Annotated in this window: 18 protein-coding genes and 1 pseudogene; 7 read left to right on the forward strand and 12 right to left on the reverse strand. The window is 57.9% G+C overall.

The features are described from left to right. Nucleotides 1–32: 32 nt before the first annotated feature. Nucleotides 33–1,013: a TraB/GumN family protein gene (locus Q1B15_RS12375; RefSeq protein ID WP_299754043.1), complete on the reverse strand. Its 981-nt coding sequence runs from the start codon at nt 1,011–1,013 to the stop codon at nt 33–35. A 278-nt stretch (nt 1,014–1,291) separates the two neighbouring features. Between Q1B15_RS12375 and Q1B15_RS12380 the strand changes: the two genes are divergently transcribed. The 3 genes from Q1B15_RS12380 to Q1B15_RS12390 all read left to right on the forward strand — a co-directional run bounded on the left by Q1B15_RS12380 (nt 1,292) and on the right by Q1B15_RS12390 (nt 5,511). Further along, nucleotides 1,292–1,579, forward strand: coding sequence for a co-chaperone GroES (locus Q1B15_RS12380; protein WP_299754044.1), 288 nt, complete (start codon nt 1,292–1,294; stop codon nt 1,577–1,579). A 54-nt stretch (nt 1,580–1,633) separates the two neighbouring features. After that, a complete protein-coding gene (gene groL, locus Q1B15_RS12385) occupies nt 1,634–3,280 on the forward strand; it encodes a chaperonin GroEL (protein WP_299754045.1) in 1,647 nt (548 codons plus the stop codon). A gap of 548 nt (nt 3,281–3,828) precedes the next feature. Further along, nucleotides 3,829–5,511, forward strand: coding sequence for an acyl-CoA dehydrogenase family protein (locus tag Q1B15_RS12390; protein ID WP_299754046.1), 1,683 nt, complete (start codon nt 3,829–3,831; stop codon nt 5,509–5,511). Here Q1B15_RS12390 and recO read toward each other — a convergent pair. From recO to era, 3 genes are read right to left on the reverse strand one after another with little or no spacing between them, the layout of a single operon-like run. Next, entirely contained in the window at nt 5,486–6,229 is a 744-nt protein-coding gene (gene recO / locus Q1B15_RS12395) for a DNA repair protein RecO (protein ID WP_299754047.1), read from the reverse strand. The two genes, Q1B15_RS12390 and recO, sit on opposite strands and share 26 nt — an antisense overlap. 39 nt (nt 6,230–6,268) lie before the next feature. After that, nucleotides 6,269–6,601: a DUF1491 family protein gene (locus tag Q1B15_RS12400; RefSeq protein ID WP_299754048.1), complete on the reverse strand. Its 333-nt coding sequence runs from the start codon at nt 6,599–6,601 to the stop codon at nt 6,269–6,271. Next, complete coding sequence (gene era / locus Q1B15_RS12405) at nt 6,601–7,521, reverse strand: GTPase Era (protein WP_299754049.1); 921 nt, start codon at nt 7,519–7,521, stop codon at nt 6,601–6,603. Before era ends, Q1B15_RS12400 begins: the two co-directional genes overlap by 1 nt. Before the next feature lie 447 nt (nt 7,522–7,968). On the opposite strand from era, the gene Q1B15_RS12410 reads away from it, so the two are divergent. After that, nucleotides 7,969–8,373, forward strand: a complete 405-nt coding sequence (locus tag Q1B15_RS12410; RefSeq protein ID WP_299754050.1) for a thermonuclease family protein — start codon at nt 7,969–7,971, stop codon at nt 8,371–8,373. On the opposite strand, the gene rnc is transcribed toward Q1B15_RS12410, so the two are convergent. From rnc to Q1B15_RS12450, 8 genes and pseudogenes are all read right to left on the reverse strand, one after another. After that, complete coding sequence (rnc, locus tag Q1B15_RS12415; protein ID WP_299754051.1) at nt 8,370–9,053, reverse strand: ribonuclease III; 684 nt, start codon at nt 9,051–9,053, stop codon at nt 8,370–8,372. The two genes, Q1B15_RS12410 and rnc, sit on opposite strands and share 4 nt — an antisense overlap. Continuing rightward, nucleotides 9,053–9,838, reverse strand: a complete 786-nt coding sequence (gene lepB, locus Q1B15_RS12420) for a signal peptidase I (protein ID WP_299754052.1) — start codon at nt 9,836–9,838, stop codon at nt 9,053–9,055. Before lepB ends, rnc begins: the two co-directional genes overlap by 1 nt. Nucleotides 9,839–9,891: 53 nt before the next feature. Beyond that, nucleotides 9,892–10,338, reverse strand: a complete 447-nt coding sequence (gene acpS / locus Q1B15_RS12425; protein ID WP_299754053.1) for a holo-ACP synthase — start codon at nt 10,336–10,338, stop codon at nt 9,892–9,894. Nucleotides 10,339–10,582: 244 nt separating this feature from the next. After that, nucleotides 10,583–10,771 (reverse strand): annotated as a pseudogene (locus Q1B15_RS12430) (IS30 family transposase); the annotation flags it as partial. Beyond that, a complete protein-coding gene (locus Q1B15_RS12435; RefSeq protein WP_366141726.1) occupies nt 10,770–11,135 on the reverse strand; it encodes a LysE family transporter in 366 nt (121 codons plus the stop codon). The gene Q1B15_RS12435 and the pseudogene Q1B15_RS12430, both read right to left, overlap by 2 nt. A 134-nt stretch (nt 11,136–11,269) precedes the next feature. Beyond that, nucleotides 11,270–12,019, reverse strand: coding sequence for a pyridoxine 5'-phosphate synthase (locus Q1B15_RS12440; protein ID WP_299754054.1), 750 nt, complete (start codon nt 12,017–12,019; stop codon nt 11,270–11,272). 90 nt (nt 12,020–12,109) lie between these two features. Continuing rightward, the gene (locus Q1B15_RS12445; protein ID WP_299754055.1) at nt 12,110–12,337 is read right to left on the reverse strand and encodes a DUF1150 family protein; all 228 of its coding nucleotides are present in this window, start codon (nt 12,335–12,337) and stop codon (nt 12,110–12,112) included. 14 nt (nt 12,338–12,351) lie between these two features. After that, entirely contained in the window at nt 12,352–12,762 is a 411-nt protein-coding gene (locus Q1B15_RS12450; protein WP_299754056.1) for an Hsp20 family protein, read from the reverse strand. Between the two features lie 165 nt (nt 12,763–12,927). Between Q1B15_RS12450 and Q1B15_RS12455 the strand changes: the two genes are divergently transcribed. The 3 genes from Q1B15_RS12455 to Q1B15_RS12465 are packed head-to-tail and all read left to right on the forward strand — an operon-like array spanning nt 12,928 to nt 14,770. Further along, nucleotides 12,928–13,152 (forward strand): DUF465 domain-containing protein, encoded by a 225-nt coding sequence (locus Q1B15_RS12455; protein ID WP_299754057.1) that lies wholly within the window; start codon nt 12,928–12,930, stop codon nt 13,150–13,152. A 60-nt stretch (nt 13,153–13,212) separates the two neighbouring features. Continuing rightward, nucleotides 13,213–13,692, forward strand: coding sequence for a 5-(carboxyamino)imidazole ribonucleotide mutase (purE, locus tag Q1B15_RS12460; RefSeq protein ID WP_299754058.1), 480 nt, complete (start codon nt 13,213–13,215; stop codon nt 13,690–13,692). After that, nucleotides 13,685–14,770 carry a 5-(carboxyamino)imidazole ribonucleotide synthase gene (locus Q1B15_RS12465; protein ID WP_299754059.1) on the forward strand — a complete coding sequence of 362 codons (1,086 nt, stop codon included), beginning with the start codon at nt 13,685–13,687 and terminating at the stop codon, nt 14,768–14,770. Before purE ends, Q1B15_RS12465 begins: the two co-directional genes overlap by 8 nt.

Here is a 14,770-nt window from a genome sequence, read left to right on the forward strand (position 1 = left end):
CAGAATTTATCAGACCCAAAGATAAGCGGGCCTCAGAGAGGCGCTAAGCTATAGCCTGCGCGCTCTAGCGCACGCAGGACGCCGCTTTCTCCGGACAAATGCGCGGCACCGACAGCAATGACTGCATTCTTGCCGTCAACCATCTCGTGGATCATCGGCTCCCAGTCGGCATTGCGGTCAATCAGAAGCGATGTGTTGACTTCGTCAAACAGTGCCTGCCCATTTTCGATCCCGGCCCGGTCCACCATGATCCGGCCAAATTCCCATCCTTCGCGGGTGCGGCCGTCAAAATATGCCTCGATCAGCGTCGATGTATTGGCGTTGCTGTCGTCTGTTGTATTGAGCGTCAGTCGAAGTCCGTCCATCTGATCCTCGAAGGGCGCATCGGCGAAGATACGGATTACCGTCTCCACATTATCCAGCGATTGGATTGGCACCCCGACGTCTAGGGCCACGCTCTCAAGCTGGCGGTCGAGACCCTTGGCACCGGTCTTAACCAGCGCCAAAGCGCAGGGCGGGATCGCAAGCGTCAGGTTCAAGTACCAAGGCTGAAATTGCGCCGCGACAAAGGCTGGAATGCCAAGCGCCGACAGCTGTTCTTCGGCCTTTGTCCAATCCTCGGGCGACAATAAATCAATCAGGGTCGGGCCTTCGGTGATGAAGAACAGATCGGGCTTTGATGCCGCCATCGCGGCCAGGCCTGCCTCGTCTTCAGACGTTGCCTCAAGGATTAGGACGTCCGCATCGCGTAAAAAGGGGTCAATGCGCTTTGCCAGCCCGTCCAGTCGGGCATCCGGGACATGCAGCGTTCCTGCAATAACAACGGTCGACTCGCCCTTATCAGCGCGCCAAAGATTTCCGACAGGAAAAGCATGCGGCGCAACCAAAGCATCAAGTCGGGCTCGTTCTGCGGGGGATAGTTCATCGATCAGATCAATCGTCCCACAAGATTGCGCCATCGCCACAAGCGGCGTCAGGAGCATCGCCAAAACCATAAAAAGCAGTCGTACCATCAGATCATTTGCCCTGTATTATCGGTGTTTCCACTATGATGGCCCGGATATCAGGCGGAAGAAAGGCCGGATTGGGATTGAGATAGGGTGAGAAATACACGAGCGATCCCCATAGTTTTCGGCGTGTGCCGCGGACAACCTGCGAATGAGTGAAAACCTGAGCAATTTTTCCCCTGCGCCTGGTTGACAGGCGCGGGCACGTTCCTTATCTCCCAATCGTTAGCACTCACTAGAGATGAGTGCCAATCCACTAGCAACTGAACCAAGGAGCGTTCAATATGGCATTTACTCCGCTGCACGACCGCGTACTGGTCCGCCGCGTAGAAAGCGACGATACGACCAAAGGCGGTCTTATCATCCCTGAAAGCGCAAAAGAGAAGCCAGCCGAAGGCGAGATCATTTCGGTCGGCGAAGGCGCACGCAAAGACTCGGGCGAGCTTATCGCACCATCTGTCAAAGCAGGCGACAAGATTCTCTTCGGCAAATGGTCCGGCACAGAAATCACGCTGGACGGCGAAGAGCTGCTCATCATGAAGGAAAGCGACATTCTCGGTACGATTTCCTGAGCAACGTCACTTCCATCAATCAACTGAAATTTCAGACAACCAGGAGCAATCAACATGGCTGCTAAGGACGTCAAATTTGGTACCGACTCGCGCAACCGCATGCTTAAGGGTGTAAACATCCTTGCGGACGCAGTGAAGGTTACCCTCGGCCCCAAGGGCCGTAACGTCGTGATCGAAAAATCTTTCGGCGCACCACGCATCACCAAAGACGGTGTAACGGTCGCTAAAGAGATCGAGCTTGAAGACAAGTTCGAGAACATGGGCGCGCAGATGGTGAAAGAAGTCGCCAGCCGCACCAATGACGAAGCCGGCGACGGCACAACAACTGCAACGGTTCTGGCGCAAGCCATCGTTCGCGAAGGCCTAAAATCGGTTGCCGCTGGCATGAACCCGATGGATCTTAAGCGCGGCATCGACCTTGCAGTCACCAAAGTTGTGGCACACATCAAAGCAGCTGCCCGTGACGTGAAAGACAGCGACGAAGTCGCACAGGTCGGCACGATCTCTGCGAACGGCGAAGCCGACATCGGCCAGCAGATCGCAGACGCGATGCAGAAAGTCGGCAACGACGGCGTGATCACTGTTGAAGAGAACAAGGGTCTCGAGACCGAGACCGAAGTTGTCGAAGGCATGCAGTTCGACCGTGGCTACCTATCGCCATACTTCGTCACCAACCCTGACAAGATGGTCACCGAGCTGGAAGACGTCGTCATCCTGTTGCACGAGAAAAAACTCTCATCGCTGCAGCCAATGGTTCCGCTTCTTGAGTCGGTTATCCAATCGCAAAAGCCACTTCTCATCATCTCAGAAGATGTCGAAGGCGAGGCTCTTGCCACGCTCGTCGTCAACAAACTGCGTGGTGGTCTGAAGATCGCAGCTGTCAAAGCACCGGGTTTCGGCGATCGCCGCAAAGCCATGCTTCAGGACATCGCGATCCTCACCGGTGGTCAGGTGATCTCCGAAGACCTCGGCATGAAGCTTGAATCTGTCACAATGGACATGCTCGGCACAGCCAAGCGCGTTTCGATCACCAAGGACGAGACAACGATCATCGAAGGCCTCGGCGAAAAAGCCGAGATCGAAGCACGTGTTTCCCAGATCCGTCAACAGATCGAAGAAACCACGTCCGACTATGACCGTGAGAAGCTTCAGGAACGTGTTGCTAAGCTTGCTGGTGGTGTTGCTGTCATCCGCGTTGGCGGCATGACCGAAACCGAAGTGAAAGAGCGCAAAGACCGCGTTGACGATGCACTGAACGCCACCCGCGCGGCCGTTCAGGAAGGTATTGTTGTTGGTGGTGGTGTGTCTCTGATCCAGGGCGCGAAATCGCTTGCAGACCTCAAAGGTGCGAATAGCGACCAGGACGCCGGTATCGTTATCGTGCGTAAAGCTCTCGAAGCACCGCTGCGTCAGATCGCCGAGAACTCCGGCGTCGACGGTTCGGTTGTCGCGGGCAAGGTTCGCGAAAGCAATGACCCAACGTTTGGCTTTAACGCGCAGACCGAAGAATATGGCGACATGTTCAAGTTCGGCGTTATCGACCCGGCCAAGGTTGTTCGTACGGCTCTGGAAGATGCAGCATCGATCGCCGGTCTTCTGATCACGACGGAAGCCATGGTCGCTGACAAGCCTGCCAAAGAAGGCGCAGGCGGCGGCGGCGGCGGCATGCCCGACATGGGTGGCATGGGCGGCATGATGTAAGCGACTTCCGACCTGCTTGCGGGCCGGAACCGCGTTACCCGACGGGCGGTTTGCACAGCATTTCGTCATCCGGGTTTACGTCACTACCCAAAAGAAGGGGCGCCCGTTGTGGCGCCCTTTTTCTTTTGTCGTCATCAAATTGCAGCCTTAGTTTGGTCGTGACCCCGTAAGGATACTCGCATGTTACGTCACATCATTAGGCATCCTGACAAACCAAGCGCGACGCAAGCAGATCGCGCCGCATTGAAAGCTACCATCGAAGCCTGCGCAGACCACTCCGACGTCCGCTCCGCGACCTGCGGCTTCACTGTCAGACCGGGATCAAACCATTTCGACCTCGCTATGACCGCCGACTTCGACGAGACATGGCCGCGTTTCGCCGTGACGTCGAAAGCGACATGCATGAGGTCTACGTCGCAGCCCGCGCAAAACATGCGGACTCACACGAGACACTTTCGGAAACAAATGACCCCCTCTGGCGAAATCTTCTTGCGCGGTCACTCAAAAATCCCTAAACCTTCGCAGGTGCAGAAAATGGGAATGTTGCAATGCCGCATGACGGGACCTCTCCAATGATTGAAACACCTGTACTCCCCGACCTTCTGGCGCTGACGAAGGAGGCTGTTCCAGCCGCCGAATCTCTGCTGGACCGCGCCAAAGACGTTGTCCGCGCTCAGGTCAGCGACGGCGACCAGGTCAGCGCGTCCCTCATCGAAAGCCACCAAACTGCAGTCCATGGCCTCGCTTGGGTCGCCACCTATGTCGAAGCGCTCCGCCAGATGCAGCATTGGGCCGAAGCGCTTCAGGCTGACGGGAAATTTGGCGAGCTGGAGCAACTGATCCACCAGATCACCTTCGGCGAATACCTCTGGCAACTTTATGGCGGCATCCCGATGAGCCAGGGCGAGATTATCCGCCCGCAGGACCTTGGCCTGACACAAGATGACCAGCGCACGATGATGGCCCCTGCGGTCATGACCCTGACCCAACAGGGCAACACACAAGCCGCCCGCCTTCGCCTTGTCGCGATCATGCGCGAGCGCACCGCCGAGATCACTATCGGAGCAACAGGCCTTGATGACGAACTTGAAATGATCCGCGAGCAGTTCCGCCGTTTTGCAAAAGATCGCGTGGAACCCAATGCCCATGACTGGCACCTGAAAGACGAACTGATCCCGATGGAGATCATCGACGAGATGGCCGAAATGGGCGTCTTCGGCCTGACGATCCCGGAGGAATACGGGGGGTTCGGCCTGTCAAAAGCCTCCATGTGTGTAGTGTCCGAAGAACTCAGCCGCGGCTATATTGGCGTCGGCTCCCTCGGTACGCGCTCCGAAATAGCCGCCGAGTTGATCCTTTGCGGCGGCACCCAAGCGCAGAAAGAAAAATGGCTTCCTGGCCTCGCCTCAGGTGAAATCCTTCCAACGGCGGTTTTCACTGAACCAAACACCGGTTCAGACCTTGGGGCCTTGCGCACCAAAGCGACCAAGACCGGCGAGACCTGGACGATCAAGGGCAACAAAACCTGGATCACCCACGCCGCCCGCACCCACGTCATGACGGTTCTTGCGCGTTCAGTCCCCGACACCAGTGACTATCGTGGTCTGTCGATGTTCTTGGCCGAAAAGACCCCTGGCACCGACGAGGTCCCGTTCCCGGACGATGGACTTTCAGGCGGCGAAATCGAGGTTCTCGGCTATCGCGGCATGAAAGAATACACCGTCAATTTCGATGGCTTCGAGGTGAAGGGCGAGAACCTTCTCGGCGACACAGAGGGTCAGGGCTTCAAGCAGTTAATGCAGACGTTTGAAAGCGCGCGCATCCAGACCGCCGCTCGCGCCATTGGCGTCGCGCAATCCGCGCTTGATGTGTCGATGCAATACGCCGAAGACCGCAAACAGTTCGGAAAATCGCTCATCGAGTTCCCTCGAGTGGCGTCCAAGCTGGCAATGATGGCCGTGGAAATCATGGTTGCGCGCCAGCTCACCTACTTCTCGGCCGCCGAAAAAGACAACGATCGCCGCTGTGATTTAGAGGCGGGCATGGCGAAGCTTCTTGGCGCCCGCGTGGCTTGGGCTGCCGCCGACAACGGGTTACAAATCCACGGCGGCAATGGGTTCGCTCTGGAATACAAAATCAGCCGCATCCTGTGCGATGCCCGCATCCTCAATATCTTTGAAGGTGCAGCAGAAATTCAGGCGCAGGTTATCGCGCGTCGTCTTCTGGCCTGATCCCACGGGCGATCAAATCAACAAACCGCTGCCGCGCTGCTGGCAGCGGGCGATCGCCAAGCGTCGGTGCAAAATGCTGACCCAGAAAATGCCCTGTTACCCCAAGCCCCTCCAGAACATCCCGGTCGCTGCCTTCGCCTTCACCAACCAAAGCCGGCGACAACGGCAACATCCGGTCCGCCCATTCCCCAGCCCCGACCCGCGACACCGCGCGTCCCGACTTTGGCGATACAAACACCAGATTGTCCGAGCGATCCGTTACCGCGCAACGCCCAAGGTCCAGCCCGAAGCCAAGATCATCCAGAAGCGCCAACTCCCAGCGCAGATACCCCAGCTTCCAAAACTCGCCTTCACCGATCATGTCGAGAACGGCCAATGTGCGGCGATATAAGTTAGGATGCGCCTCTCGCTCGGGCATCACAAACGCCAGCAAAGACGTCACCGCATTCAGCGCCGCCAAGGTGTCCCGCGCGCCCATCAAATCAGCGCGGCTTCGCACTGGCTCAACAGTAAACGCGCCCAGGTGTTCTTCAAGCCGTGCACGCCACGCCAGATCAAGCTGCGCCCCCGGCTGCAAGACAGGCGCGATCTTGCGACTGGTCCCGCCCCGGACAACGCCCGCATGCCGCCCCCGACCTTCGGTAAAAACGTCTATGATCGCGGATGTCTCGCCATGCTTGCGCACAGTCAAAAGCACACCCTCTTCGCGCCAATCCATGAAATGCTTATCCCGCCTCAAATCCGCGGATGCAAAGCCTCATGCAAGGCTGGGGTCATCCAGCAAATGCCGCCCCTGCCGATCCTCGACCTCGATCACCCAAAGATCGGAATCAAATGACCGCTGCTTTGTGACGCTGATGTCAACATCAGCCTCGAGGCCCTCAACATGAACAATCCATTGCCGCTCGCCGCTCATAATATCAAAAGACCGGTGATAACAGCAGGCCCGCCCGTCCAGGGTATTCAGCTTCACCAACACAGCCCCCGCCGTGTGATCGCCCCGCGCCACAACAAACGCCGGGATATCCGCCAAACGACATCGCGTCAGATAGGCCGCGACCCAGATTTCAGATGTCAGCCGTGGCGTCATCAGTTGCCGTCCGAAAAGTCGAGCCCCATCTCGGAATAGCGCTCTTTCTCATCAAGCCAGTTCGGCCGCACCTTCACCTGCAAAAACAGGTGCACCTTGCGTCCGAGAAACTCGGAAATCTCGACCCGCGCCAATTGCCCGACAACCTTAATTGTCTCGCCCTTCTTGCCAAGCAGGATACCTTTATGACCATCGCGAATGACATAAATGATCTGATCAATCTTCACCGACCCATCATCGCGTTCTTCCCAAGACTCTGTCTCGACCGTCAGTTGATACGGCAATTCCTGATGCAGGCGCAGCGTCAGCTTTTCGCGCGTCATCTCGGCGGCAATCATCCGCATTGGCAGGTCAGCGATCTGATCCTCGGGATACAGCCAAGGCCCCTCAGGCAAGACACCTGAAAGCCATTTCTTAAGGTGATCGACGCCGTGCCCCTTCTCGGCCGAAATCATAAACGTCTCGGTAAACGCGAACTTTTCGTTCATCTCTTCGGCCAGCTTCAACAGAACCGGCGCTTCCACACGGTCGATTTTGTTGATCGCCAGTGCGACAGGGGCCTGGCCGACGCGGTCGCCTATGCTTTCCAAAATCGCCTCAACGCCCGGCGTGATGCCCCGGTGCGCTTCAATCAACAACACGACGACATCTGCATCAGACGCGCCGCTCCATGCTGCGGCCACCATGGCGCGGTCTAGGCGACGGCGCGGCCGGAACAGTCCCGGTGTGTCGACAAACACAATCTGAGCGTCACCCTCAAGCGCAACGCCACGGATACGCGCCCGCGTTGTCTGAACCTTGTGCGTCACAATGGACACCTTCGCCCCGACCATGCGGTTCAAAAGTGTGGATTTTCCAGCGTTGGGTTCCCCGATAAGGGCCACGAACCCGGCGCGGGTGTTTGGAGAGTTTTCTGTCATATGCCAGCCAGTATGTGATTCTGGGTGCAAGGGCCAGACGGGAAGGGTTTTGGCGTGAAAACCGACCGTCGCAGCCAGAAGTGCCCTTTCATTTCCATATTTCCGTCCCGTTGATGTCGTTTCTCGCTGCTAACACTCTATCATTATTGGATTATTTTTGGTGTTTCTATGGGATTACTTCGTTTTCTGTTTCGCCGGGGAGGCCCGTCTTCGGTTGCTGTCGAAAAAGACCGAGCCAGACGAAAGGATATCCCTCAGATTGTTGGGACAGGACCAGCGCCACCAAGATCGCAGCCCCGCACGCTTCCGCCCAAAGCTATTTCGCCAGAGAAGCCAGCGCAACCCGCTGGACCACTCCCTCCACCAGACCCTTCGGCGCAGCAAAATGTCACGCTGCCTTACTGTCGCTAAGCCAAGCGCGAAGAACGGGCAGAGCGCGCTCAGATTGTGTACCGCCACGCCTGCACGCCAGGACCCACGATCCTGAAGGGAAAATGCTACGTCATCGACGGTGACACCATTTCTATCAACAGCGTTCCAATACGGCTTGCAGGGATTGATGCACCCGAACTTGATCATCCCTATGGTAACAATGCCAAGTGGGCGATGGTCGCAATCACGAAAGGGCAGATCATCACGGCCAGGATTGCACCCGAGATGAGCTACGATCGCACGGTCGCTATCTGCTGTCTTCCAGACGGTCGTGACATTGCCGCCGAACTGGTCAAGCAAGGCCTCGCGCTTGACTGGCCGCTGTTCTCGAAGGGTCTCTACAAAGAGTACGAGCCCGAAGGCGTTCGTCGAAAACTCTGGATGACCACCAAACGTCAACCGCCGCCAGCGAATCGCTAAGCGGCCTCTACCCGTGCCAAAAGCGCCTTCGCCGATGCTTGCTCGGCCGCGCGTTTTGACGTCGCCCTCGCGGTTTCGGCCTCGCCGGTGCTTAGACGCGCTTCAACCGTAAACATCGGCGCGTGGTCAGGGCCTTCGCGCCCAATTGCTTCATAGGTCGGAGGCGCCAATCCGCGCGCCTGCGCCCATTCCTGTAACGACGTCTTAGGATCGCGCGCGTCGCCCTCAACGGTCTCGATGCGCGACTTCCACAACTGAAGCACAACATCGCGCGCCGCCGCGAAACCTGCATCCTGATGGACGGCAGCAATCACCGCCTCCATCGCGTCAGCCAACAAGGCATCTTTGCGCCGCCCGCCGGACATCATCTCGGATCGCCCAAGCCGCAGCACAACACCAATGTCGATATCACGCGCAACCGCAGCGCAGGTTTCCTTGCGCACCAAGGCATTAAACCGGGGCGCAAGTTGCCCTTCGGCAGCACTTGGGTCCGCATCCAAAAGTGCCTCGGCAATCACCAGCCCAAGCACGCGATCACCCAGAAACTCCTGACGCTGGTTGTCGGGGCGGGTCTCGCTTGCGATCGAAGGGTGCGTCACGGCCCGGATCAGAAACTCCGGCTGCTTGAAGGCGTGCCCAAGTCGGGCGGCAAACGCATCAAGTTCAGCCGAGGTCTTCATCACTCAATTGCCTTAAAGAACCGGTCCATGCGCCATGTCCACACGAAGAACAACGACCGGCCCGCCGACGAAAAGACCACGCGATCCGCACGCCCGATCAGGTTCTCAAACGGCACAAGTCCCACGCCAGAAGGCTGCGGCACGCGGCTATCGGTAGAATTATCGCGGTTATCGCCCATGAAAAAGTACATGCCTTCAGGCACCCGCGTGACGCCTGTGTTGTCCAGACGTGTCGGACCGGCGTCCAAAACAGAATGCTGAGTACCGTCGGGCAGCGTCTCGACCGCCTTCGCCTTCGCGCATTCATCGCCAAACGACACGCGCATTTCGATACAAATCGGCGTCGTCCCAATTGGACCCTGCCGCTCGTAGATTTCGGTGAACATTCCCTCTTGAACCAGCGGAGCAGCCGAGCCGTTGATATACAAAACGCCGGTCCGCATCTGAATAGTATCACCCGGAATGCCAATCAAACGCTTTACAAAGTCCTGCCCGTTCGACGGATGGCGAAAGACAACAACGTCTCCCCGCGCGGGTTCTGCGCCCCAGATACGCCCGTCAATAGGACAGATGCCGAACGGACAGGAATACTGCGAATAGCCGTAAGCCATCTTGTTGACGAACAGGAAATCACCAATCAACAAAGTGTCTTTCATTGACCCCGACGGGATCCAAAAAGGCTGAAAAAACAAGGTGCGGAAGACACCCGCAATCAAAAGAGCATAGACAACGGTTTTGATCGTCTCGACGATCCCGTCTAGGATCGTACTGGTACTGTCGGACATCTGTGTTCAGCCTCTTTCAGGTCGAGGCTTTCTGAGGCGTGGCGGATGCCCTGTCAAGCAAGCCGCCGCGTTGCCTCGGGCGTCGGAATATTACCAGACTGTCCAAGGGCGCGCGCCTCAATCAGCACAAAGGCCTGTGCCCAGGGGTGATCATCGGTCAATGTCACATGGATTACGGCCTCAAACCCCTGCGGCGTCATCGCCTCAAGCCGCTTTTGCGCCCACCCCGTCACATGCATCACCGGCTGGCCGGACGACATATTGGTGACCGACATATCCTTCCACGCAATCCCCATGCGAAGACCTGTGCCTAGCGCTTTGGAGCACGCTTCCTTCGCCGCCCAGCGCTTGGCATAGGTTCCGGGCGTATCCGCGCGCCGCTCGGCTTTTGCCTGTTCAATATCCGTGAATACACGGTTGCGAAACCTGTCGCCATGCCGCTCAAGAACGCCTGCAATGCGCTCGATATTGCAAAGATCGGTGCCGATACCAAGGATCATAGGCCTGCCTGCGTTACTTCGCTTGCCATATGAGGCCTCGACCGCTGGCTTGGCAAGGTTTTGGCAACCGTGTTGGTCTAAGCATCATCGCTATGGGGCTAAACCTTATCTTTGCATTGATGCTGTGCCGCTGCGGTGACCTGGCGTGGAATACCTCGCTGGCTGATGCCCCGACCGTCCGCCGTGTGATGATCGACAGCGTCAAACCCGGGATAACCAGCAAAGCTCAGTTGCGCACGGGCGCTCAACCGGTCGACGCAACACATGCGTTAAAACGCTCTGCGGGAGTTTCGTGTCCCAGCGTCTTTCGAGGCCGTTCGTTGCGCTGTCCTGCGACAGCACTCAGCTTTGCTTGGCTATGTATCGACAAATCCGTGCCATTTGGAAAGTACTGTCGCTGCAAGCGCTTAGTATTTTCGTTTGTACCGCGCCTATCCCGGTACAATCCGCGCGGTCAGAACGCGGATCGACGCGGTGCCAAACAACCGCCCAAAGCCCGCATCAAGCACCCGCGCTGCGCGCATAGAGCCCGCTATAATTCTTCTGGCGGAAAACAACACCGCATACCCAAGAAACACGACCGATGAACAGGCCATTAATGCCCTATATAGAAACCAGACATCCCACATCGAGGCGTCTCGCAGCAAATCGATTGCAGAGATCGCGCCCCAGGCCAAAATAGCTTTCGGATTGGTCAGGTGGATCGCCAAGCCGCGCAGAAAACTATGCCTGCTTCCGTCTGCCCGTGCTGACAAAGACCTGCCGTACCACGCAGACCGCAGCGATTCGATCGCCAGTCATAACAATTACACCGCGCCGACTTATGCGCGTCGTCCCTTTCCGATCGCCGTCGACGAGATTGCCAAAGTCGCGGGACCTGGGCTTGCGCCTGCTAACATTCAGCCGACAAGAACAACCCAAAGGTCAACGCTCACTTGCGGGCCTCATCCATGATCGTACGCATTTCACGGATCGCGGGTTCAAGCCCCAGGAAGATTGCCTCACCAATCAGGAAATGCCCGATATTCAATTCCCGCACTTCCGCAATCGCCGCCACCGGCGCCACCGTGTCATACGTCAGTCCATGTCCGGCATGCACCTCAAGCCCAAGCGAATGCGCGAAGTTCGACATCTCGCAAAGGCGCACCAACTCGGCGTCGCGTTCCTCGAAGAGACCGTCGGCATGGGCCTCGCAATACGCCCCGGTGTGCAATTCAATCACTTCCGCGCCAATCCGGTTCGCCGCCTCGATCTGGCGCATTTCTGCCGCGATGAAAATCGAGACCCGGCACCCGGCATCACGCAAAGGTGCGATAAAATGCGCCAGACGGTTCTCGTCCCTCGCGACTTCCAGCCCACCCTCGGTGGTGCGCTCTTCCCGCTTTTCCGGAACAATACACACAGCATGCGGCTTGTGACGCAATGCTATTTTTTGCATCTCGTCCGTCGCTGCCATCTCGAAATTCAAGGGCACTGACAAAACGTCCATCAGACCATCAATGTCGGCATCCGAGATATGCCGGCGGTCTTCGCGCAAATGCGCGGTGATCCCGTCTGCTCCGGCTTCCTCGGCAATCTTGGCCGCGCGCAACGGGTCAGGATACGCCCCTCCGCGCGCGTTGCGCACAGTAGCCACGTGATCGATGTTTACGCCCAATCTGAGGGGGATTAGCTCTGCCATGTTGGCCTCCTTGCCCTTGTCTGGGCAGAGACTAGTAGCGCGCGCCGACTTAACAAGCGCAAAGGGGCGGGAAACCCGCCCCAAAAGGAATTAGTGAACGTTCACCGGGGCGAAATCGTTCTGACGCGCCAAAGCAAATGCCATCGAACGGTCTTTGACCAAAGCAAGACGCGCGCCATCAGCCGAATGGACGGCATAGATATGCTCACTGCCCATGGCTTGATCCTGCACATCTTCCGGCAGGTCCGCGACCGCCACCTGACGAACGTAGACAATCTTATCAGCGTCCAGCTTTTTGAAATCAAATTGCGTATTCATACCATCTGCTCCTCTCAAGTCTTATTTATGCGGATTGTCTGCACCACCTGATCCGGCACGGCGCGCGCCATATCGATATGCAGCAAGCCGTTTTCCATCGACGCGCCCGCAACATCGACTCCATCAGCTAACAAAAATGTCCGCTGAAACTGCCGCGCCGCGATCCCACGATGCAAAAACACCCGATCCGCACCGTCATCTGCCTGCTTTCCCCGCACAACAAGCTGCCGGTTCTCTACTGTGATCGACAAGTCGTCCTCACCAAATCCGGCCACTGCCAGCGTGATGCGGAACCCGTTGTCACGCACCTGCTCTATATTATACGGGGGGTAGCCGTTTTCGGATTTCGCTGTGCGTTCCACCAGCCGTTCAAGCTGGTCAAAGCCCAGAAGATAGGGGTGCGTCCCCAAGGTTAGTTTTGTCATGCGACGTCCTTATAAAGCGACGGTGCGGTGTCCGGCCCCTATCGGCGACCGGTTGAGTTAGAAATATGGGGACGCAATGCGGCGTTAACAAGGCCAGTTCGCGCTTTGAAATTAAGGGCGTTCACGTTATCTAAAGGTCTGACACACAACCCTCGGCCAAATAACATGACGCAAGCTCCGCCACACAAGATGGACCACGAAGAGGTTCTGCGCTTCAAGCTTGAAACGTGGCGGCGCGAGCATCGCGACCTCGACGAGGCAATCCGTGCGCTGGACGATCGTGGAACAGGCGATCCTTTGACCGCAAAACGCCTGAAAAAGCAGAAACTTTTGCTCAAAGACCGCATTGCTCAGCTTGAAGACGAATTGACGCCCGATATCATTGCCTGAAACGTTGCGACCCTTGAGCTCCATCGCTAGGGTCCGCTCGAAACCACGGGGGATCAGCGCTTGACCGTAAAAGTTGGCATCATCATGGGCAGTCAATCCGACTGGCCGACCATGAAACCCGCATGCGAAATTCTCGACACGCTTGGCGTTGCATACGAGACTAAGATCGTCTCTGCGCACCGCACCCCGGATCGCCTCTGGGACTACGGCAAAACTGCCGCTGATCGCGGTCTGCAAGTGATTATCGCTGGTGCAGGTGGTGCCGCCCACCTTCCCGGCATGATGGCCTCCAAGACCCGCATCCCCGTGATTGGCGTTCCCGTCGAAACCCGCGCCCTGAACGGCCTCGACAGTCTCTATTCGATCCTGCAAATGCCGCGCGGTTTTCCCGTAGCCACAATGGCAATCGGCGGCGGTATGAACGCGGGCCTGATGGCCGCCCAGATGCTTGCCACAACCGATGCCACCCTCGCCGCCCGTATCGACGCTTGGCGAGACGCCCTCACAGCCTCGATCCCGCAAGAGCCCCGCGATGACTAAGCCGCTAAATCCCGGACAAACCATCGGGATCCTCGGCGGAGGCCAGCTTGGTCGAATGCTGTCGATGGCCGCCGCCCGCCTGGGCCTCAAAGTCCACATCTATGAGCCCGGAGCGAACCCGCCCGCAGGTGAGACCGCCCACCGGCTCACCACCGCATCATACGACGACGCCGAAGCTCTTGCCGCCTTCGCCGAAAGCGTCGACGTGGTCACTTACGAATTCGAGAACGTCCCCGCCGCCGCCCTCGACCTGATCGAAGCGCGCGTGCCGATCCGCCCCAACCGCCAGACGCTTGCCACCAGTCAGGACCGCCTGGCCGAAAAGACATTCCTGATCGACATCGGCCTCGCAACGGCTCCCTTCGCCACCGTCAACACCGAGGCCGACCTGGCGCAGGCATTGGCTCAAATCGGCATGCCCTCAATCCTGAAAACCCGACGCCTTGGTTATGACGGCAAAGGGCAGGCGCGCATCAATGACCGCCACGACGCCCCCGCAGCGCTTGCCGCGATGAACGGGGCCGATGCGATTCTTGAAGGTTTCGTCAATTTCGACCGCGAAATCAGCGTCATTGCCGCGCGTGGCCTCGACGACACCATCGCCTGCTTTGAACCGGGCGAAAACGTCCACAAGGACGGCATCCTCGATACCACGCGGGTCCCCGCTGACATCTCCGCCGCGACCCGCGAACGCGCCTTCGGCATCGCAGGCACAATCCTGACCGCGCTCGACTATATCGGGGTGATCGGCGTCGAGATGTTCGTGTCCAGCGATAACCTCATCATCAACGAATTCGCCCCGCGCGTGCACAATTCAGGCCATTGGACCGAAGCCGGCGCGGTCATCGACCAGTTTGAACAACACATCCGTGCCGTCGCAGGCTGGCCGCTTGTAGATCCCTTGCGTCACTCGGACGTTGAAATGACCAACCTCATTGGCGACGACATCAATCAAACGCATGACATCGCATGCGAAACCGGCGCGCGGCTCCACCTGTACGGCAAAGCCGAAGCGCGTCCGGGCCGCAAGATGGGCCACGTCACCCGCATTCTTGGCCCCGTAACCGACCGCAACTGA

The organism is uncultured Boseongicola sp. (assembly GCF_937988555.1).
GTDB lineage: Bacteria > Pseudomonadota > Alphaproteobacteria > Rhodobacterales > Rhodobacteraceae > Boseongicola.

Excerpts from the sequence above, each read along its gene's own strand:
- recO (WP_299754047.1), bottom strand. The coding sequence starts at position 6,229 with ATGGATTGGCGCGAAGAGGGTGTGCTTTTGACTGTGCGCAAGCATGGC.
- Q1B15_RS12400 (WP_299754048.1), bottom strand. The coding sequence starts at position 6,601 with ATGACGCCACGGCTGACATCTGAAATCTGGGTCGCGGCCTATCTGACG.
- Q1B15_RS12390 (WP_299754046.1), top strand. The coding sequence starts at position 3,829 with ATGCCGCATGACGGGACCTCTCCAATGATTGAAACACCTGTACTCCCC.
- Q1B15_RS12380 (WP_299754044.1), top strand. The coding sequence starts at position 1,292 with ATGGCATTTACTCCGCTGCACGACCGCGTACTGGTCCGCCGCGTAGAA.
- Q1B15_RS12375 (WP_299754043.1), bottom strand. The coding sequence starts at position 1,013 with ATGGTACGACTGCTTTTTATGGTTTTGGCGATGCTCCTGACGCCGCTT.
- Q1B15_RS12445 (WP_299754055.1), bottom strand. The coding sequence starts at position 12,337 with ATGAATACGCAATTTGATTTCAAAAAGCTGGACGCTGATAAGATTGTC.
- acpS (WP_299754053.1), bottom strand. The coding sequence starts at position 10,338 with ATGATCCTTGGTATCGGCACCGATCTTTGCAATATCGAGCGCATTGCA.
- Q1B15_RS12450 (WP_299754056.1), bottom strand. The coding sequence starts at position 12,762 with ATGACAAAACTAACCTTGGGGACGCACCCCTATCTTCTGGGCTTTGAC.
- rnc (WP_299754051.1), bottom strand. The coding sequence starts at position 9,053 with ATGAAGACCTCGGCTGAACTTGATGCGTTTGCCGCCCGACTTGGGCAC.
- era (WP_299754049.1), bottom strand. The coding sequence starts at position 7,521 with ATGACAGAAAACTCTCCAAACACCCGCGCCGGGTTCGTGGCCCTTATC.
- Q1B15_RS12440 (WP_299754054.1), bottom strand. The coding sequence starts at position 12,019 with ATGGCAGAGCTAATCCCCCTCAGATTGGGCGTAAACATCGATCACGTG.
- Q1B15_RS12455 (WP_299754057.1), top strand. The coding sequence starts at position 12,928 with ATGACGCAAGCTCCGCCACACAAGATGGACCACGAAGAGGTTCTGCGC.
- Q1B15_RS12465 (WP_299754059.1), top strand. The coding sequence starts at position 13,685 with ATGACTAAGCCGCTAAATCCCGGACAAACCATCGGGATCCTCGGCGGA.
- lepB (WP_299754052.1), bottom strand. The coding sequence starts at position 9,838 with ATGTCCGACAGTACCAGTACGATCCTAGACGGGATCGTCGAGACGATC.
- groL (WP_299754045.1), top strand. The coding sequence starts at position 1,634 with ATGGCTGCTAAGGACGTCAAATTTGGTACCGACTCGCGCAACCGCATG.